Annotated in this window: 15 protein-coding genes and 1 pseudogene; 4 read left to right on the top strand and 12 right to left on the bottom strand. The window is 68.8% G+C overall.

Going from position 1 to position 19,176, the window contains the following annotated elements:
- The first annotated feature begins 48 nt into the window (after positions 1–48).
- Entirely contained in the window at positions 49–711 is a 663-nt protein-coding gene (locus AC069H_RS19595) for a response regulator transcription factor (RefSeq protein WP_478233314.1), read from the top strand.
- Between the two features lie 6 nt (positions 712–717).
- Here the strand turns inward: AC069H_RS19595 and AC069H_RS19590 are convergent, their stop codons facing one another.
- The 5 genes from AC069H_RS19590 to AC069H_RS19570 form a co-directional block, all read right to left on the bottom strand.
- Positions 718–2,445 carry a sensor histidine kinase gene (locus AC069H_RS19590; RefSeq protein ID WP_478233313.1) on the bottom strand — a complete coding sequence of 576 codons (1,728 nt, stop codon included), beginning with the start codon at positions 2,443–2,445 and terminating at the stop codon, positions 718–720.
- A gap of 101 nt (positions 2,446–2,546) precedes the next feature.
- Entirely contained in the window at positions 2,547–3,704 is a 1,158-nt protein-coding gene (locus AC069H_RS19585) for an ABC transporter permease (RefSeq protein ID WP_478233312.1), read from the bottom strand.
- On the bottom strand, positions 3,701–4,852 hold the full coding sequence (locus tag AC069H_RS19580) for an ABC transporter permease (RefSeq protein ID WP_478233311.1): 1,152 nt from the start codon (positions 4,850–4,852) through the stop codon (positions 3,701–3,703). Before AC069H_RS19580 ends, AC069H_RS19585 begins: the two co-directional genes overlap by 4 nt.
- Before the next feature lie 9 nt (positions 4,853–4,861).
- Complete coding sequence (locus tag AC069H_RS19575; RefSeq protein ID WP_478233310.1) at positions 4,862–5,821, bottom strand: ABC transporter ATP-binding protein; 960 nt, start codon at positions 5,819–5,821, stop codon at positions 4,862–4,864.
- A gap of 12 nt (positions 5,822–5,833) precedes the next feature.
- On the bottom strand, positions 5,834–6,637 hold the full coding sequence (locus tag AC069H_RS19570; protein WP_478233309.1) for a ribosome hibernation promotion factor: 804 nt from the start codon (positions 6,635–6,637) through the stop codon (positions 5,834–5,836).
- Positions 6,638–6,767: 130 nt separating this feature from the next.
- Here AC069H_RS19570 and AC069H_RS19565 point away from each other — a divergent pair, with 130 nt between their 5' ends.
- Positions 6,768–7,241, top strand: coding sequence for a GyrI-like domain-containing protein (locus AC069H_RS19565; RefSeq protein WP_478233308.1), 474 nt, complete (start codon positions 6,768–6,770; stop codon positions 7,239–7,241).
- Positions 7,242–7,276: 35 nt separating this feature from the next.
- Here AC069H_RS19565 and AC069H_RS19560 read toward each other — a convergent pair.
- A pseudogene (locus tag AC069H_RS19560) lies at positions 7,277–8,167 on the bottom strand (universal stress protein).
- A 174-nt stretch (positions 8,168–8,341) separates the two neighbouring features.
- On the opposite strand from AC069H_RS19560, the gene AC069H_RS19555 reads away from it, so the two are divergent.
- Positions 8,342–9,382, top strand: coding sequence for a zinc-dependent alcohol dehydrogenase family protein (locus AC069H_RS19555; RefSeq protein WP_478233307.1), 1,041 nt, complete (start codon positions 8,342–8,344; stop codon positions 9,380–9,382).
- A gap of 275 nt (positions 9,383–9,657) precedes the next feature.
- Here the strand turns inward: AC069H_RS19555 and AC069H_RS19550 are convergent, their stop codons facing one another.
- The 5 genes from AC069H_RS19550 to AC069H_RS19530 form a co-directional block, all read right to left on the bottom strand.
- The gene (locus tag AC069H_RS19550; protein ID WP_478233306.1) at positions 9,658–10,353 is read right to left on the bottom strand and encodes a CBS domain-containing protein; all 696 of its coding nucleotides are present in this window, start codon (positions 10,351–10,353) and stop codon (positions 9,658–9,660) included.
- Positions 10,354–10,375: 22 nt separating this feature from the next.
- Positions 10,376–11,965, bottom strand: coding sequence for an ABC transporter permease (locus AC069H_RS19545; RefSeq protein WP_478224543.1), 1,590 nt, complete (start codon positions 11,963–11,965; stop codon positions 10,376–10,378).
- Positions 11,962–12,858 (bottom strand): ABC transporter ATP-binding protein, encoded by an 897-nt coding sequence (locus AC069H_RS19540; protein WP_478233305.1) that lies wholly within the window; start codon positions 12,856–12,858, stop codon positions 11,962–11,964. Before AC069H_RS19540 ends, AC069H_RS19545 begins: the two co-directional genes overlap by 4 nt.
- Positions 12,855–15,095 carry a phosphoenolpyruvate synthase gene (gene ppsA, locus AC069H_RS19535; protein ID WP_478233304.1) on the bottom strand — a complete coding sequence of 747 codons (2,241 nt, stop codon included), beginning with the start codon at positions 15,093–15,095 and terminating at the stop codon, positions 12,855–12,857. The genes AC069H_RS19540 and ppsA overlap by 4 nt, the downstream gene beginning before the upstream one ends.
- A gap of 120 nt (positions 15,096–15,215) precedes the next feature.
- Complete coding sequence (locus AC069H_RS19530; protein WP_478224546.1) at positions 15,216–15,482, bottom strand: DUF1876 domain-containing protein; 267 nt, start codon at positions 15,480–15,482, stop codon at positions 15,216–15,218.
- A gap of 203 nt (positions 15,483–15,685) precedes the next feature.
- Here AC069H_RS19530 and AC069H_RS19525 point away from each other — a divergent pair, with 203 nt between their 5' ends.
- A complete protein-coding gene (locus tag AC069H_RS19525; RefSeq protein ID WP_478233303.1) occupies positions 15,686–16,843 on the top strand; it encodes a site-2 protease family protein in 1,158 nt (385 codons plus the stop codon).
- A gap of 121 nt (positions 16,844–16,964) precedes the next feature.
- Here the strand turns inward: AC069H_RS19525 and AC069H_RS19520 are convergent, their stop codons facing one another.
- Positions 16,965–19,166: a heavy metal translocating P-type ATPase gene (locus AC069H_RS19520; RefSeq protein WP_478233302.1), complete on the bottom strand. Its 2,202-nt coding sequence runs from the start codon at positions 19,164–19,166 to the stop codon at positions 16,965–16,967.
- Between the last annotated feature and the right edge of the window lie 10 nt (positions 19,167–19,176).

Here is a 19,176-nt window from a genome sequence, read left to right as displayed (position 1 = left end):
GAGTACGGTCGAATTCGCGGCCGGTACCACGCAGCGGGAGGAAGCGGCATGACGACCAAGGTGTTTCTGGTCGACGACCACGAGATCGTCCGGCGAGGGCTCGCCGATCTCCTCGGCAACGAACCGGATATCACGGTGGCCGGTGAAGCGGCCTCGGTTTCCGAAGCCCTCACTCGAATCCCGAAGAGCGACGCGGACATCGCGGTACTCGACGTCCGGCTCCCCGACGGTAACGGCATCGAACTGTGCCGGGAGCTGCTGTCCACCCAGCCGGACCTGCGCTGCCTGATGCTCACGTCCTACGCCGACGACGAAGCACTGTTCACCGCGATCATGGCCGGAGCATCCGGCTTCGTCCTCAAGCAGGTACTCGGCAACGACCTCATCTCCGCCATCCGCACCATCGCCTCCGGCGGCTCACTGCTCGACAGCCGCACCACCGCCGCCCTGATGAACCGCATCCGCCGCGAACGCGACCGCGACGACCCGACCACCGGCATGTCCGAACAGGAACGCGCGGTCTTCGAACTGATCGGCGAAGGCCTGACCAACCGCGAGATCGGTGAACGCATGTTCCTCGCCGAAAAAACCGTGAAGAACTACGTCTCGCGCATCCTCGCCAAACTCGGCCTCCAACGCCGCACACAAGCCGCGGTCCTGGCCACCGAACTCAAAAAGAACTCCGGCCCGTCGCTGTTCGGCGATCAGTAGGTCTCGTCAGGACAACGGCACGTGCCACAGCACCCGGCTACCGCCACCGGTGACCGGAGTGATCTCCAACGTCCCGCCGCATCGCAGGGCACGCTGGGACAGGTTGTCCAGCCCGCTGCGCCGCCCCGGCCCGGGAATGCCGACACCGTTGTCCGTCACTTCGATGACGAGTTCGTGTCCGGCCTCCATACTGACCGTGATCCGGTCGGCGCCGGAATGCCGGACCGCGTTGCTCAGCGTTTCCCGTAACACCGCCACGGCATGCTCGTGCAACTCCGGACCCACCAGCGTGTCGACCGCGCCGGTGATCCGCACCGACGGCGTCACGGTGACCTCAGTCGTCACGTCCTCGACCACGTCCAACAACTTCCGTCGCAGGCTCATCTCGGCTTCCGCACCCGAGGAATGCAGATCGAAGATCGACGTCCTGATCTCGCGAACGGTCCGGTCCAGCTGCTCGACGGTGTGCGCGACGCGGTTGCGCGCGAAGTCCTCCGCCACACGCGGCACGACACTCTGCAGGCTCATCCCCGTGGCGAACAGCCGCTGGATCACGTGATCATGCAGATCCTGGGCGATCCGGTCCCGATCGGCCAGCACGTCCAGCAACCTCTGGTTCCGCTGCTTCTCCGCGAACTCGAGGGCGACCGCCGCCTGGTCGGCGAAAGACATCAGCATCGGCACCTGCTCCGCCTTGAACTGCCGTGCCCCCTTCTCCCGCCCGGCGATCAGTATCCCGCCGACGACCTCTGCTCTGATCAACGGAACGGCCACCGCGGGCCCGGACAGCGCGGGCTCCTCGTCCGTCGGGAAGGCCGCTCCCAGATCGGCGATGAATCTCGCCTTGCGTTCGGTGACGACCTCGTCGAGCACCGCTCGGCCACCGGAGAGCGAATTCCCCAGCAGTGGATCGATCCGCTCCCCCGAGTTCGCGGTCACGGACAGTGATCCCGCGTCGGTCACCCCGGTATCCGTCAGCAGAATCATCACGCCTTCGGCCTCGGCGAGTTCGCGGACGCGGTCTGTGATCAGGTTCAAGAGCTCGGTCACCGAAGCCCCGCCGAGCAGTTCCCCGTTCACCTCGGCGACCGCGGCCAGCCACCGTTCCCTCGTCCGGGACTGTTCGAACAGCCGCGCGTTGTCCACAGCCACTCCGGCGGCGGCCGCCAAAGCCTGCAAGACGACCTCGTCATCGGCGGTGAACTCGGCGCCACCCCGCTTTTCGGTGAGATACAGGTTGCCGAACACCTTGTCCCGCACGCGGACGGGGACGCCGAGGAAGCTGCTCATCGGCGGGTGGTTCGGGGGAAAGCCGACCGATGCCGGATGCGCGGACAGATCCGGGACCCGAACCGGACGTGGCTCGTCGATCAGCAGGCCCAGCAGGCCACGCCCTTCCGGAAGGTGTCCCATGTTCGCCCTGGTCTCGGCGTCGATTCCGACATGAACGAACTCGGACAGACCTTCTTCGTCATCGAGCACGCCGAGAGCTCCGTACCGCGCGTCCACCAGTTCGACCGCGGCCTGAACGATCCGTTGCAAGGTCGAATCGAGTTCGAGCCCGGCCGCCACCGCCGGCACGGCGTCGAGCAGCCCCTGAAGCCGATCGCGGCCTTTCACGATCTCCCCGAGCCGCTCCTGCACCTCGCGGAGGAGCTCGTCGAGCCGTAGCCCGGTCAGCACGGCTGAAGCGGGCGCCGGTCGTCCCTTGGCGGGTTTCGGTTCGGCGGGCATCCTCGACTCCCTCCCGGCGGAGGTGACGGCATGACGTGGACCGGTTACCCGGAGGGACCGGCTCTACACCACACGGACGCCCGGAACCTTCGCCGCCGGGCTCAAGCGGTCAAGGACCGCCGCAGCCGCAGAGTCGCCGCGCCGAGGAAGAGAGCCGCGAAGGCACCGAGCACCGCCAAGGGCCGCAAGATGTCGACGAGTCCGCCGCCCCGCGCCAGGATCGTGGTCCAGGCGTCGACCGCCCAAGCGTGCGGCGTGACGTGTCCTGCCGCACGTACGGCGGGCGGAACGATTTCCAACGGCCAGGTGCAGCCGCCGAGCATGCCCGCCCCGATGCCGACCGCAGGACCGATGGCCGACGCCTGCTCAGGGGTGCGGAACAGCGCGCCGCTCAGCATCCCCGCACCGGCACCGACGAGAGCCCACATGAAGGTCAAGGTCACGGCCGCGAGCGGGTCACCCCAGTTCACTCCGAAGAGCAGGCCACCCACCCCGATGATCAGACCGGATTGCAGCAAGGTCAGCGCGAGGTAGCAGAGCGTTTCGCCGAGTATGACCTCACGCGGACGGACCGGTCCGGCGAGGATCCGGGCGTGGATACCCAGCCGTCTGGTCTGGATCAAGGCCGCTCCACCGGCGAGCGCGTTGATGAAGACGAAGAACACGAGCATGGTCGGCGCGCTGTAGCTGAATCCCGGAGGCAGGACGTCACCCGTGCTTCCCACCGTTTCGGCCCGCACGGCGACCTGAGGCACCGTGCGGTCGAGCGAGCGCGCCAGCGGCACCAGCTCGTCGAAGGAAGCAGAGGTCCGGGTCGCGGCGAAGGCTGCGGCCTGGACGGTCGCCGCGTGGTCCGCGACCACCGACGCGACCGCTGACCAGGCCCCCTGCCCGGCGCCCGAAGCGGCGGTGGTGAGCAACGGGAGCTCGACCGGCGCCCCGGCCGTCAGGGTCCGGTCCATCCCGGCGGGGATGAGCAGTACCGCGTCGACTTCGTTGCGCCGCAAGGCGTCCTTCGCCGCCGACTCATCGGTGAACGGACTGGTGACCAGCGTTCCCGCGGCGGCGAGACTCTGGGTCAGCTCGCCGGCGAAACGCCCTTCCGCCGCCACGACAGCGACCCTGAACCCGTTCTGACCGCGCATCACCGCGCCGATCACCAGGATCACGACGACCGGCAGCAGCACGATGAAGAACAACGCGATCCGGTCTCGCGCCAGTCTCCGGAGTGACACCAACGCGATGGTCACCACGTTCACCTGAATCTCCTCCGGTAGATCGGCACCGTGATGGCCGAGATCACCACGCAGAACAACAAGATCGCCAAGACCGGCCGCACGACGCTGATCCAGCCCGCTCCCCCGGCGAGATCCGTGAAGGCCCGCAACGCCCACCCGTTCGGCGTCAGCAAGGCGAGCTTCCGCATGATCTCCGGCGCACCGCCGAGAAGGATGAAGTTGCCGCCGAGCAGGACCAGCCCGAAGATCACGAGTGAGGCGATGCCATCGGCCTGCCGGTCGTTGCCTGCCACGGCGATCACGAAGGCGGTCAGGCAGACCAGCGTCAGTGCCAGCGCGACGATCACCATGCCCACGGCGAGTGGCGGGCCCCACCCCTGACCGAGGACCAGGGCGGTGATCAGCGCGACCGACGACAGGCTCGCGACGCCGTAGGCGAAGGTGGCCAGCGCCTTCCCGAGGAGCAACGCACCGGCGCCCACCGGGGCGACGGCGATCCGGTCGAGGGTGCCGTTCTCACGCTCCTCGAAGTATCCGCGCGCACCGAAACCGATCGCGAAGAACATGAAGAAGATCCCCATCGCGGGACCGTAGTACCCGGCCGCGGTGAGCTGCTCGGTTCCGGCCGCCTTGGGCACGACCTGTTCGGGGAGCCGCAACCCGGCGGTCGCCGATGGATCCACGGGTCCGGCTCCGGCGGCCAGCGCCGTCGCCATCGAGAGGCGGTCCGCGTTCAGCTGAGCCACGAACGACTCGCCGATGGATCGGGCGACCGTTCCGGCGAGCGGCGAATCGACTCCGGAAAGCACGGTCATCGGCTCAGCTGTCCCATCATGTGCGGCGGCGGTGAAGCCCTCAGGCACCAAGAAGACCGCACCGAGCTCGCCCTCGTCGACCAAGGCGCGGGCTTCGGCTTCACTCGTCACGGGGACCACGTCGAGTACGGAGTCCAGCTGTGGCCCGGCGAGAAACGCCGTGAACGCCGTCGCCAACGCCCCGCCGTCCTCGTCGACAACGGCCACCTTGGTGTGGAAGTGCTCCCCTCCCTGGAAGGCGAAGCTCATCAGCAAGGCCACGGCCACCGGCGCGACGAACCCGAGTACCCACGCCGATCGGTCCCGCAGCCGCTGGCGCAGGTCCTTGGCCGCCACGACGAACGCCGCATGCATCTTGGCTCCTCAGTCTCGGAGTGCGGTGCCGGTGAGGTGAAGGAAGACCGCCTCGAGGTCGGGCTCGGTCACTTCGACCGAACGCACTCCGACTTCGGACCTCTCGGCCGCGTCGAGAACCGCGGGCAGCGCGCGACGGCCCTCGCGCACGATCAGGTGGACTTCGCCGCCCGCGGAATCGACTTTCTCGATGCCCGCGACAGAGCCGATCCGGTCCACCAGCCGGGCCGGATCCCCGTCGGTGGAAAGCGTGATGCGGTCATGCTCGCCGAGCCGGTCGATCAGCTCGCGGCGGGTGCCTTCGGCGATCAGGCGGCCGCGGTCGATGATGCCGACCCGGTCGCACAGGCGTTCGGCCTCTTCCATGTAGTGCGTGGTGTACAGGACGGCCATCCCGCTCGTGCCGAGCGACCGCACGTTCTCCATGATCGCGTGCCTGCTCTGCGGATCGACCCCGACCGTCGGCTCGTCGAGGATCAGCAGCGTCGGCCGGTGCATCAAGCCGGCTCCGATGTTGAGCCGGCGGCGCATCCCGCCAGAGAAGGACTCGACCCGGTCCCCGGCGCGGTCGGTGAGGCCGATCAACTCCAGCACTTCGTCGACCCGCCGGTCCAGCGTTTTCCCGCGTAGCCGGTACAACCGGGCGAAGAACCGCAGGTTTTCCCGTGCAGTGAGATCCGGGTACAGCGCGATGTCCTGCGGAACGTAGCCGATCCGGGCACGGGCCGCCGCGGCCGCGCCGTCGGCGGCTCCCGCGATCGCGATGCTGCCGGCGTCCGCGCGCAGCAGGCCGCACACCAGCCGGATGATGGTCGTCTTCCCGGCGCCGTTCGGGCCCAGCAGGCCATAGGTCTCGCCGGCGCCGATGGAGAACGCGACATCGTCGACGGCGACTCGTTCGCCGAAGCGTTTGGTCAGCCCGGCCACCGCCAGCACTTCGGCCTGCCCGGCGCGCGGTGACTCGGTCATGCGAAGAGTCACCTAGGCCGCCGGGGTGATCAGGCCGTAGTGACCGTCGTAGCGGTGGTACAGCACGCTGCCCCGGCCCCGTTCACCGTCGAGGTAGAACAGGAACGGCAAGCCGGTCAGGCCGAGCCGCTCCACAGCCTCCACTGTGGGCAGCACCGGTGCGGGACACCCGCTGATCGTGAGGGGAAGTTCGAAGGGACTGAGGCCGTGCGAGCCCGGCGGAACGGTCTGAGCGAGCCGGTGCATGGTCGGCCCGGCGTGGTAGAGCACGCTGTCCTGCCCGGTACCGGTCTCGGTGAACAGATGGAAGTCATAGTCGAGGAGGTGCATGTCGACGAATGCCTCGTCGACCGTCGACCGGGCCAGCGAGTAGGACTTGTGCCGCACGATCTCACGTTCCTTCTCCGGCCTCGGAAACCAGGGCTCCCGCACGGCGGGAACCGACTCGTGGCGCCATTCGCCGGGATCCGGAACAGGACGCCCTCCTCGCCGGGCTTCCCAGTGCAGGGCACTTTTCTCCAGTTGCCTCCGGAGTTTCGCGTCCATCCGATCGATCGCCTCGTCCACCGACGGCGCCGCCGCCTGCGCGCGTACCGGCCTGCCGTTCACGTCCAGGGACACCTGCGCCGTCACCGACCGCTCCCGTGCGGGGTCTCCGTACTTGGTCAGTCGCACCGACGCCGCCAGTACCGGCCGGTGGGCGAGCCTCATCAGGCGCGAGACCTTGGCGGCCGCACGGCTCGCGGAAGCCGGCTCGACATCGCCACGTACCACCACCCGCACCTCGGGCATCGTCATGGTTTCCTTCGTCCGCATCGATCGTCCTTCCCAAGTCGGTGCCCTAATCGGTACGCCGGTCGACCGGCGTGTCACCAGGGACCTAGGACGCCGCAGGAAGGGACCTTGGGGTCTCTGCCGCGGTCGCCCGGCAGCTGATGCTCGTGTCATGACTTACGCAGTGGAACTCACCGAACTCGACTCCATCGACGCCGCACATCTGCGGCGCCACACCACGACGGCCGACATCGGCGAGTGCGTGGGGGTGGGACTCGACGCGTTGTACACCTTCGTCTCCGAAGCAGGTAGCGCTCCGAACGGCCCTCCCCAAGCGGCCTATCCGGGCGATTTCCAGCCGGGCGAAGAACTCGATCTCGACCTCTACCTGCCCATCACCGGCGGCCTCCCGTCGCAGGGCGATATCGACATCGTCACCCTCGACGGCGGACCTGCCGCCCGCACCTCGCATCACGGGCCTTACGACAAGATCGGTGCGGCGTATGAAGCCGTGTACGAATGGGTTCGTGAAAACGACCGCCAACCCGCTGGAGCTCCACGGGAGTTGTACCTGTGTGGTCCGGAAAGCACGCCGGACTCCGCCGACTACGTCACCGACGTAGTCCTGCCGTTACGGAACGAGTGAGCGCAAACCGACCGGCGCGCAGGCCGGGTCCTCAGTCATCGGGGCGCCCTTCCCGTCTCCCGGACGACCATGACCGGGCACTTCGCGTGATGGATCAGGGCGTGGCTCGTCGACCCGACGGCCAGAGCGGCGAAACCGCCTCGGCCACGAGTGCCCACGACCACCAGTCAAGCTTTCTCGCTCAGCTCGAGCAGGCGGTGCCGCGGCTTGTCCCTGACGACGACTTGGTCGACAGGTACCCGCGGGTATTTCTTGCGCCAACCCGCGAGCCGCTGCCCCAGAACGCGGTTTTCGGTCTCACGTACCGATTCTCCGGGGAAAGGCAGAGCACCTTCACCGGTGAAGAGTCCTGCGACATCGCCGTCGTGCCACGCATGCAAGGTGACCAAGGGAGCCTTCCGGTTGGAAGCTTCCGCGAAGGCCCAGGCGAGTGCTTCCTCACTCAACGGACTGCCGTCCACCCCGACAACGACCGCCCCGGTGTCACCCGGCCCCCGGACGACCACGACCGGGCAGACGGCGCCCGACGACAGGCGGGACGCGGACACTCCGGCGAACAGAACGGCGATCTCACCGGTGGGAGCGCCGATCGCCAGAAGTCGCGCCGTGGCCGAGATTTCGGTCAACGCGGCGACCGGGCCCGTATCGACTGCCGCGGTGGTCACTTTTACCTCGGGAACCGCCGATTCACAGGCCTCGCGGAACTCGTGCAGCACTTCGCCGGTGATGGCTTCCTTCGCTTTCAACCAGGTGTCAGGCGGAAACGACCGATTCCCGAAGGGACCGCCATCGACGCCGTAGGCCATCAGAAGCAGCAGCTCCGTCTTGCACAGCAACGCTTCTTTTGCCGCCCACAACGCGGCCGCCATGGAGTGAGCCGAACCGTTCACCGCCGCGACGACCGGCCGGGAACCGAATGTCGTCATGGAGCACTCCTTCAGCCGACCGGTTTCGGATACCGACTCCGTCGACGCTGGGCACCCCGTCGCGGTGGTGATGCGGCCGTACGTCGCGGCCCGCAGGGGATTTGGGCTCTGTGTCGCGCGGCCGCATGGCGACACGCTCGAACCGGCAACCCCTTCCGCGAACAAGGAGAAGGCATGAAGGCACTCGTTTACGACGGACCGGGGCGGCGTGCTTGGACCGACCGCCCTCAGCCGGAGCTCGCCGCGGCGACCGACGCGATCGTCCGCGTCGACGCCGTCACCATCTGCGGGACCGATCTGCACATCCTCAAAGGTGACGTGCCTGCGGTGGCACCTGGCACGATCCTGGGCCACGAAGCCGTCGGCACGATCATGGAGGTCGGCAAGGCGGTGACGACCTTGAAGCCGGGCGATCGGGTGCTGATCTCCTGTATCACCGCGTGCGGACGCTGCGAATACTGCCGGAAAGCCGTCTACGGGCAGTGCCTCGGCGGTGGCGGCTGGATCCTGGGTCACCGGATCGACGGCGTGCAGGCGGAGTTCGTGCGCGTTCCGTTCGCCGAGACCTCGACCTACGTGCTACCGAACGGTGTCGCGAACGAGGCCGCGCTGATGCTGGCCGACATCATGCCGACCTCCTACGAGGTCGGCGCCCGCAACGGACGGGTCCAGCCCGGTGACTGCGTCGCGATCGTCGGGGCGGGGCCGATCGGGCTCGCCGCGATCACCACGGCGCAGCTGTTCGGGCCGAGTTCCATCGTGGTGATCGACAAGGAACCCAGCAGGCTCGCCGCCGCGAAGACCTTCGGCGCGGACGTGCTCCTCCAGCCCGGCGAGAACCCGGCAGCGGTCATCGCCGAGCTCACCGGCGGACTCGGCGCGGACGTCGCGATCGAAGCGGTCGGCGTTCCGGAAACCTTCGAACTGTGCACGAAACTGGTCCGGCCAGGCGGACATGTCGCGAACGTCGGTGTCCACGGCGCGCCCGCCACGTTGCACCTGGAGGATCTCTGGATCCGCGACATCACCATCACCACGGGCCTGGTCGACACGTCGAGCACCTCGATGCTGCTGCGGATGCTCGCCGCGGGCAGGCTCGACACGACCAGGTTCATCACCCACCGGTTCGGGCTCGACGAGATGGACGAGGCCTACGACGTCTTCGCCCGGCCCCAAGAAAGCGACGCCCTCAAAGTCGCCCTCTTCCGCGGCTGAACACGCTGACGGGGGGCCTGCTCGGTGTTGCGAAAGCCACTTTCGCAACACCTCGGTGCGGGCTTGGAGTGGCTGGTCGCGCTAGGGGCGTGAGCGGGAATCCAGAGCCGGGCAGGTCCCCAATGTGGCATTGGAGACGCTCAGTGTCACCAATGCCGCTTTGGGGACGTCGGACCGCAGCGGCGCGATCCGACGTCACGTGCACCACGTCGCATTCGCCTCGCCCCTCCATAGACCGGAAACGCCACTAACGGACGGAAGCGGGCCGCGTTCGGTCACGAACGACGCTTCAACGCCTCGATGACACCTGTACCGACCGGTTCCTCGATCGGCAAGCGGCTGTCGTCCATCTCCGCGGTGAGGTGTTCGCGGACGTCCACCACGCCGTCGAGCCGCCTGATCAACGCCACGATCACCGGGATCATGCCCGTACGTTCGACCTGACCGCGCACCGTGACGACACCGTTGTGCACGGAGATCGACAGCGTGTCCGGATCGATCGACATCGCCCGTTCGACGACCTCGGTGCGGACCTCCTCGCGCATTTCCGAGTCGGATCGCAGAAAGCCGCGCAGAAGGTCTGATCTCCCGACGATGCCCACCAGTTTCGCGTCGTCGTCGAGGACCGGCAGACGATGCACCCGATGGTTCTCCATCAGCCGGATCGCTTCGTCCACCCCGGCATCCTGTGCCACGGTGATCGCCGGCCGGGTCATCAACTCGTCGGCTCGGCTTCCCTCCACCTTGCGCCGTAATCGGGGCCGGAACCGCAGCAGCCGGTGCTGGATCTCCCGTTCCAGCAGATCACGCTGGGAGACGACGCCGACCACCCTGCCTTCGTCGTCCACCACGGGCGCACCACTCACTTCCCACGACGCGAGCAGGACGGTGATCGCCTTGAACGGGGTCTCCGGTCGCACGGTGAGCACCTGGCCGCGCATCACCTCGCGCACTCGACGACGTTTGCTCATCTCGCTCTCCTTTCCGAAAGTGTCAAGCCGCGATGTCCCGGCGTCTGAAGCCCGCCACACCGGCCGCGAGCAACGCGCAGGCGACCAAGACGAGCCAGGGAATGGACGCCATGCCCTCCGTCGAACCCGGCAGGTTCGGCAGGTGGGTGAACGGCGAGAGGTTCAGGACCACTTGAGGGACGCCGAAGAGCACGCCGAACTCGCCGACGACGACGATCGCCACGAGCACCACCCAGATCAGGCCGAGCTTGCGCGGAAACAGTCCGAACAAGGCGCAGGCCAGCCCGGCCAGCACCCACACCGCGGGCAGCTGCACCAGCGCGGCCGCTGTCAGCCTGCCGATCTCGGCGCCGGGGTACCCGGTCTGCAGGCCGCTGGCGAGTCCCGCGCCCAGGCCCGCCGCGAGCATCGGGACCACGCTTCCGGCGATCGCGACAACCAGGTAGCCGGTCAGCAACCGGGTCCGCGAGACCGATGCGGTGAGGAGCGGCTCGACCCGGAGTGCCTCTTCCTCGGTGTGCAAGTGGGTGAGCGCGGACATCGCGTACACCGAGACGACGACTCCGGCGATACCCAGTTCCAGAGCGAAGAACGCGTCCGAAAGGGCCTTCTCCCCGCCCAACGCGAGAATGAGTTGCTCGGCCCTGGGATTGTCGACGAACCTGCCGATACCGTTGGCCAGATTGCCGATGACGAGGCCCAGCACCAGGTAGACCGCCGTCCAGGCGAGCAGACCTGCTCGGTTGAGCCGCCAGAGCAGACCACCGATGCTCCGCAGGCCACGACCGGCGTGAGCGGGGCCGACGCGGTCGGCCAGCAGGCCCGCCCCGAGATCACGGCGATCGCTCAGCCTGACCGCGATCAGCACCAGCACGGCGGCGAACGCGAGGGGAAGTGCCATGACCCACCAGCGTTCCCCGGCGAACGGCCGGATCTGCTGCGCCCAGCCGATCGGGGACAGCCAGGACAGCCATTCCGGGCCGGAGTCCCCGATGGCACGCAGAAGATAGGCGAGCCCGAGGATTGAACCGGCGATACCGGTCGCCAGCCGCGCGGACCTGCATAACTGCGCGGTGACCGCCGCGATCGCTCCGAAGGCCCACCCCGTCGTCATCCAGCCGGCGCCCAACGCCACCGAGCCCGCCAAGGGCAGCCCCGCGACGGCCAGTCCACCGGCGGTCAGGATCCCGACGGCCAGTCCGGTGACGGCGGTGACCGCGAGCGCCGCGGCGAGCGCCGCGTGCCTGCCGAGCACGCCGGACCCGAGCAGATCGAGCCTGCCGGACTCCTCCTCCGCCCTGGTGTGGCGGACCACCGTGGTGATGAGCAGCAACGCGACCAGTGCGGCACCGAAACCGGTCAGCTTGAGCACCGAGGCGGCACCGAGCGACGTGGGGTCGTAGATGCGGCCGTAGAAGGCGACCAGCGCCGGCACCGCGTTGACCGCCTCGGCCAAGACGGTCAGTTCCCGTTGCGACGGATAGAGGTCCGCGGTGGCGGCGGCCGCTCCGGCGGTGGTCGCCGCGCAGGCGAGTGTCCACAAAGGAACTCGTAGCCGCTCGCGGCGCAGGGCGAGGCGGAACAAGACGCCGGTCCCGGTCATTGTGCTCATCGGGACTCCAGGACCGGCGCGCGATAGTGGCGCAGGAAGAGTTCCTCGAGGGTCGGAGCCTGACTCGTCAGTTCCAGGACTCCGAGGCGGCTGAGCGCGGCTAGGACCACACTGAGTTCGGAGTTGTCGACGGTCATCCGGAAGGTGTCCCGGTCGTGGCCGAAGTCGTGGACGCCCGGCAAGGCCGCGAGCCCGTCCGGCGGCCCGGCCAGCCGCACGGTGAACGACGTGCGCGTCAGGTGCCGGAGCTCGCCGAGGCTCCCGGTGTCGACCACGCGCCCGCCCCGGATGATGCTGACGCGGTCGGACAACGCCTCGGCCTCGGCGAGGATGTGGCTGGACAACAGCACGGTCCGGCCCCGGTCGCGTTCCTCCCGGATGCAGTCGCGGAAAGCGTCCTCCATCAGTGGATCGAGACCGGCCGTCGGTTCGTCGAGAAGGAGCAGTTCGGCGTCTGAGGCCAACGCCGCCACGACGGCCACCTTCTGGCGATTCCCCTTGGAGTAGGTGCGTCCCTTGCGGGTCGGATCGAGGTCGAACAGGTCCAGATAGCGATCGCGGAGACGTGGGTCGATTCCGCCGCGGAGCCTGCCGAGCAGGTCGATCACCTCACCGCCGGTGAGGGCCGGCCAGAGGGCCACCTCGCCGGGCACGTAGGCGAGGCGCCGATGGAGCGACACGGCGTCACGCCAGGGATCCGCGCCCAGCACTCGCATCTCCCCGCCGTCGGCACGCAGCAATCCCAAGAGAAGGCGCAGGGTGGTCGTCTTGCCCGCACCGTTAGGACCGAGGAATCCGTGGACTTCGCCGGTCCGGACGGTCAGGTCCAGTCCGTCCAGCGCCTTGGTGCGGCCGAAGCTCTTCCGCAGGCCGCGGATCTCGATCGCGTTCATCGGGCGGCGTCCAGCAGGACCCGGCGTTCCGCGGCCGCGATCGCGCTCCGGGACGCGTCGACCGCGTCGGGGTTGACGGAGATCGACGTGATCCCGAACCGCACGAGATGCTCCGCGAAGCCAGGCTTCGCCGAAGGTGCCTGCCCGCACAGCGAGGACGTGATTCCGGCGTCTCGCGCGGTGCCGACGATACGTCCGATGGTGTCGAGCACGGCGGGGTCGGCTTCGTCGAACAGTTCTGCGCAGACCGCCGAGTCCCGGTCCACCCCGAGAACCAGCTGGGTGAGGTCGTTGCTGCCGATGGACACACCGTCGATGCCCATCCCGGCGTACTCCGGAAGCCAGTGCACCACGGACGGGACCTCCGCCATGATCCAGCGACGCAGGCCTCGTTGCCGTCCGAGCGGGCTCGCGTCGATCAGCTCGAGACAGGCCTCCAGTTCCCATTTCGTGCGGACGAACGGGATCATGAGATGCAGGTTCGGCGTCTGCTCGCGGACCCTGGCGAGCGTGCGGAGTTCGAGGTCGAACAGGTCCTTCTCACGCACGTAGCGGAAGCAGCCGCGGTAGCCGATCATCGGATTGCTCTCGACGGCTTCGTAGGCCTCGCCCCCGGCGAGACCTCGGAACTCGTTGCTGCGCAAGTCGGTCGTCCGGTAGACGACCGGGCGTGTGCCGAAGGGGCGCGTGATCCGCAGCAGGGACTCGGCCATCGAGTCCACAAAGGACTCCTGTTCGCCCTTGGCGATGAGGTCACGGGGATGACGCCCGCCGAGCGCCTCGGTCAGCAGGAACTCCGCCCGAAGCAGTCCGACCCCGTCGACCTGCCGCGCGGCGACCTCTTCGGCGTGTTCGGGCATGGCGAGGTTGACGTACAGCCTGGTTCCGATCGTCTCCGGCACGGCGGACGCCACTACGGGTTCGGTACGCGCCGGCGGCCGGACGTAGCCGGACCGCACCTCGCCGGTGGTGCCGTCGACCGTGACGGGTCCTCGTCCCGCGAGGACCCGTGTCGCGTCGCCGGTGCCGACCACGCAGGGAACCCGTAGCTCCCGCGCGACGACCGCGGCGTGACAGGTCATCCCTCCTCCGTCGGTCACCAGCGCCGAGGCTCGCCGGATGGCGGGTACCCAGTCGGGGTTGGTCATCGGGGCGACCAGCACCTCGCCGTCCCGCAGCTGTCCGCCTTCGGCCGGATCACGCAGCACCCGTACCGCTCCACCGCCGATGCCCGGCGACGCGGCCAGCCCCGTGACGAGAACGTCCGGCGCCGGCTCTCGCCTGGACGGAAGAGTCGTCACCGGCCGGGACTGGACGACCCAGATTTCCTTGCCCGTCATGGCGAATTCGATGTCCTGGGGCGTTTCGTAGTGGTCTTCGATCCTGGTCGCGAGCCGCGCCAGTTCGAGGACGGTCGCGTCGTCGAGGACACGGCGGCCCGCCGTATGCGCGGGAAGCTCGACTTTGACGTCTCCCCCGCCCACCTCGGCGATGATCTTGTGGGACTTGCTGCCGACCCGAGCCGAAACCAGCCGAAGATCGTCTTTGGCCACCAGATAGGTATCCGGTTCGACCGCCCCGGAAACGATCGCTTCGCCTTGACCGAAGACCGCTTCGATCACCAGACGGTCCCGATCGCCGGAGCGCGGGTCCGCGGTGAAGATGACCCCGGAGCGATCGGCGGTGATCATCCTCTGCACCACCACGGCGATCGCGGGTTCGCCGGTGAAGCCACGGCCGGCCCGGTATCCGATCACCCTGGGCGAGAACAACGACGCCCAGCAGTCGACGATCCGCTCACGAACGGCGTTGTCGCCCCACACGTTGGTGAAACTGGCGTTCATTCCGGCGAACGAGGCTTCCGCGCCGTCCTCGCCCGTCGCCGAGGACCGGACCGCGATGGGCGTCGACTGCCCGATCCCGTGATAGGCATCGATCACGTCGGTCAGGACACCGGCCGTCATCCCCGCCTGGTGGACCAAAACGCGCAACTGGTCGCACAGGCCTGACAGCTGCTCCGGCGCGTCCGCGGACGCGAGCGCCTTCTCGTGCAGATCCGCGATCTCACCGCGCACACCCGCTTCGTCGAGCGAAGCGAGGTACGCCTCGCGAAGCACGACGAACCCTGGAGGGACGGAGAATCCGGCGGTGATCAGCTCACCGAGATTCGCGCCCTTGCCGCCCGCCGATTCGGCGTCGGCGAGGCTGACCGTCGACAAGTCGCGTACGTAGGTCATCGCTTTCCCTCCGGACGTTGGCCTTCCATGGAATCCATGCTCGCCGGAGGTGCGGTCGCCGCTCTGCTGTCCAAGGTCCCGGCGCGACGGGACTTCGTCCCCACGCCGGGCTTCGGCGGGTCAGCGGCCGAGATGAACGGGTTTGCCGGTGACGCCCTCGATATCCGCCGCGGCCGCGTCGAGCAACCGGTGTGCGAGCTCGCTCAACGCACGGGAGACGGCCAGTTCGTCACCGATCTCGGGCACATTCGCGTCCACCGGATTGAGTCGCGCGGCTCCCACGCCCGTCAAGCCGGTGTCATCCCGGTTGACCAGTCTCGCGGTCGCTCGCGTCTGCGCTTCGTGCTCGTCGATGAAGATCTCCACGGTCCAGCGTTTCCCCTGCATTCGAACCTCCTTGGTTCGTTGTCCGTCCGAGGGATCCACCGTGTTCCGGCGGCGGCACCGGTCGAAAGTGCCGAAGGTCCCGGCTCGGCGGACGGCCCTGTGACCGAGGCTGTTCGGCCCTAGTCGACCGTCCGTGTCCCGAGAACCGTTGGGGGTCCGCTCCGCGAAAACACCGGACAGCGACGCCCGGGAAAGGGGACCCGATGTTCCGCACTGCCATCCCGCTCGGCCGGTGGGCCGGAGTCGTCGTACGAGCCCACTGGTCGGTACTCGTCGTGCTCCTCCTGATCACCGATCTCCTGGCGTCGGCCGTCCTGCCTCAAGCTGCTCCCGGCGCGAACACCACGTGGTACTGGGTGACCGGTGGGCTCACCGCGACGGGCTTCCTCGTTTCGCTTCTTCTCCACGAGCTTTCCCACGCCACGGTCGCGCGGCTCCACGGTGTGACGGTCAGGCGGATCACGCTGTGGATGCTCGGTGGCATGGCCGAGTTCGAGGGTGAACCACCGACGCCGAAAGCCGATTTCCGGATCGCGGTGGCGGGCCCGCTCGCCAGCCTGCTGATCGGAGGCACCGCACTCGGTGGCGCCTTCCTGGCCGCGGGTGCCCTGCCGCCGTTGCCGGTCGGCGGCCTGGCTTGGCTCGGGGTCAGCAACCTCCTGCTCGCGGTGTTCAACCTGCTGCCCGGCGCGCCGCTGGACGGCGGCAGGATCCTGCGAGCGGTCATCTGGTGGCGGCGGGGTGACCGTGCCCGGGCAGGCGCCATCGCCGACAGGTCCGGTCAAGTGCTGGGAGCCGTCCTGGCCATGGCGGGTTTCGCGCAACTGGTCTTCCTGGGGCAGTTCACCGGCCTTTGGCTCGTCCTGCTCGGCTGGTTCCTGATCTTCGCGGCACAGGCCGAGTTCGCCGCCGGTCCGTTGCGCGAACGGCTCGGCGGGTTGCTGGTGGGCGACATCATGAACTCCGCGCCGGTGATCGCACCCGGCTGGTGGACAGTGGACGCCTTCGCCGAATACGCCGCGGGTGCGAGTCACGAACGTGTTTTTCCGGTCCTGTCGTTCAACGGCGTTCCTCTCGGCGTCGTCAGCCTCGGCGATCTGCTCAAGGTGCCCGCCGACGCCCGGTGCGCGACCAGGATCACCGACGTCGCGCGGAAGGATCGGGCGGTCACGGTCGTCGGCGTCGACGCACCGGTGGCCGCGCTGATGGAGCGTGGCTTTCCCCGATCCGGCCGCGATCTCGTCCTGGTCACCCGGGCCGGCGGTCTGGCCGGTGTGGTCGGAGCCGACGACCTGGCGTGGGCGTTCGAAGTGACCGCGTTGGACCACCGCCCTCGGATCGCCGGTGGTCAGCGTCTCTGAGCACGCGAGTTACGCTTCTGATCACGCGAGTTACGTCTCTGAGCACGCGAGTTACGTCTCTGGGCCCGCACTGAACGCAGAGGCGAGAGCCGGCCAAGCGACGACAACCACATGCCGTCCCTCAAAGCGTGAAGTAGGCCTCTTCCTCCTGCGCGAAGTGGAGCGTGAGAATCGCGTCGAGGCCATAGAGCGTCGCCCGGAGGTCATCGACCTGGTCCGATCGGATGCCGTCCGGCGCCTCGTCGAGGTGCCTGCGCAATCGACGGATCAACCGCTCGATCTCGGCGTGCTCCCGGCTCATCGTGACCGTACTGTCCGGACCTCCCAGCACTTCGGCCAGCGCCGGATACAGCTGTTCCTCCTCGGCCCGTTCATGCGGCAGAAGCCGCTCCGTGAGCAACTTGCCGGCGTGCCGGACCGCGTCGTCGGCGTCCTGCCCCGCGCCCTCGGCCAGTGCGTCGGCGGCCAGGCGTACCGCGGAACGGACCGGCAGCAAGGTTTCGTGCTCACCGGCGAATCGCCCGACCAACCCTTCCGGCGCGCGCGGGCGAGACGCTCGCGGAGCGAGAAGAGCCCGGAGCGAATTCCCGATGACGGCGATGTCGATCCCCTCCTGCACCAACGCCCCCAGCACGGGAGCCAACCATCCGCCCGCCGCCGCGAGCATGGCGAGCACCGACAAGCCGGTGCCGATCCCGGCGCTCTCCACCGCGAGCCGCCTCGCCCGGCGCGCGATGTCCACCGCATCGGCAAGCCGGTCGATGCGGTCGTCCAAGATCACCGCGTCGGCGGCCTGGACCGCGGCCGTCGAACCGCGCGAGCCCAGCGCGATACCGACATCCGCGGCAGCGAGAGCCGGCGCGTCGTTGATCCCGTCCCCGACCATGGCGGTGACCGCGCGCTCGCTTTCCCCGCGCACGAACGAGATCTTGTCCCCCGGGGAGCATTCGGCGTGCAGGTCGTCGAGTCCGAGCAGCGCCGCCACCTCCTCCGCGTTGCCGACGCGATCGCCGGTGAGCAGGACGATCCGCGTCAGTCCCGCCGAACGCAGACGGCGCAACGTCCGGGCCGCGTCCGGCCTGAGCCCGTCCCGCACCAGCAGCGCGGCGACCGGCTTCTCGTCTTGCTCGACCCAGATCACGGAGGCCAGGTCGAGCCTTCCTCGTCGTTCCACGCCAAGCGCCCAGCCGGGAAGCAGGCTCCCGGACCGCCTGCCCACCCGGACCCTCTTCCCGTTCACCGTCCCCTCGACCCCACGCCCAGGTGTCTCGGACACGACCTCGGCGGGCGGGACCGCGACTCCGGCGGTCCTCGCCGCCCGAAGGACACATCCGGCGAGCACATGCGGTGAGAACTCCTCCACCGCCGCGGCGATCCCGAGAACGCGATCGGCCGAGTCGTCCGGTGCGCAGACCACCGCGGTGATCTCCGGACGGCCCGCGGTCACGGTGCCGGTCTTGTCCATCGCGAGGGTGCGGACCCGGCCGAGCAGTTCCAGCGCGGCACCGTCCTTGACGACCACCCCCGACCGCGCCATCCGGGACATTCCGCCGGTCACCGCGACCGGTACGGCGAGCAGCAGCGGGCAGGGCGTGGCGGTGACGAGTACCGCCACCGCGCGTGTCGGATCCGCGGTGAACACCCAGGTGAGGGCGGCGATCACCAGTGCCGTCGGCAGGAACCAGACCGCCACCCGGTCCGCCAGCCGCGCGATCGGCGCGGTGGCCGAGGCGGCCTGCTCCGCGAGCCGGACGACTCCGGCGTAGGTGCTGGCGTCGGCGGTCGCGGAGGCCGACACCTCGACGACGGCGCCGGCGTTGACGACACCACTGCGGACCTCTTCCCCCGAACGATCGGCAGGCTCCGCTTCTCCGGTCAGGGCGGACTCGTCGAAGATCCCCGCACCCCGGACCATCCCGTCCACCGGAACGACCTCGCCGGGCAGCACGACGACCACGTCGCCCGGCAGCACGGAAGTGGCCGGAACGTCCTCGACGAAGTCGCCTCGGCGCACATGGGCCGTGGCCGGCGCCCGTGCCAGCAGCGCGGAGAGGTCGCGTCCGGCCCGGCGACGCGCGGCCGCTTCGAGCAGCCGGCCGGTCGCGACCATCGCCGCGATGATCGCCCCGGCGAGGTACTCCCCGACCGCGACAGTGCCGCCCAGCGCGAGCACGGCGAGCACGTCGGCTCCCCACCTGCCCGCCCGCAGGTCGGCGAGTACCCAGAGCGTCGCGGGTACGAACATAACCGCGGTGGCGGCCGCCCACAGCACGGAAGCCGCCACCGGGCTCACGACGCGGGCGATCCCACCCGCGGCGAGCATCGTCAGCACC

The organism is Amycolatopsis sp. NPDC043887 (genome assembly GCF_056435665.1).
This window is presented reverse-complemented; position numbering and strand designations above follow the sequence as displayed.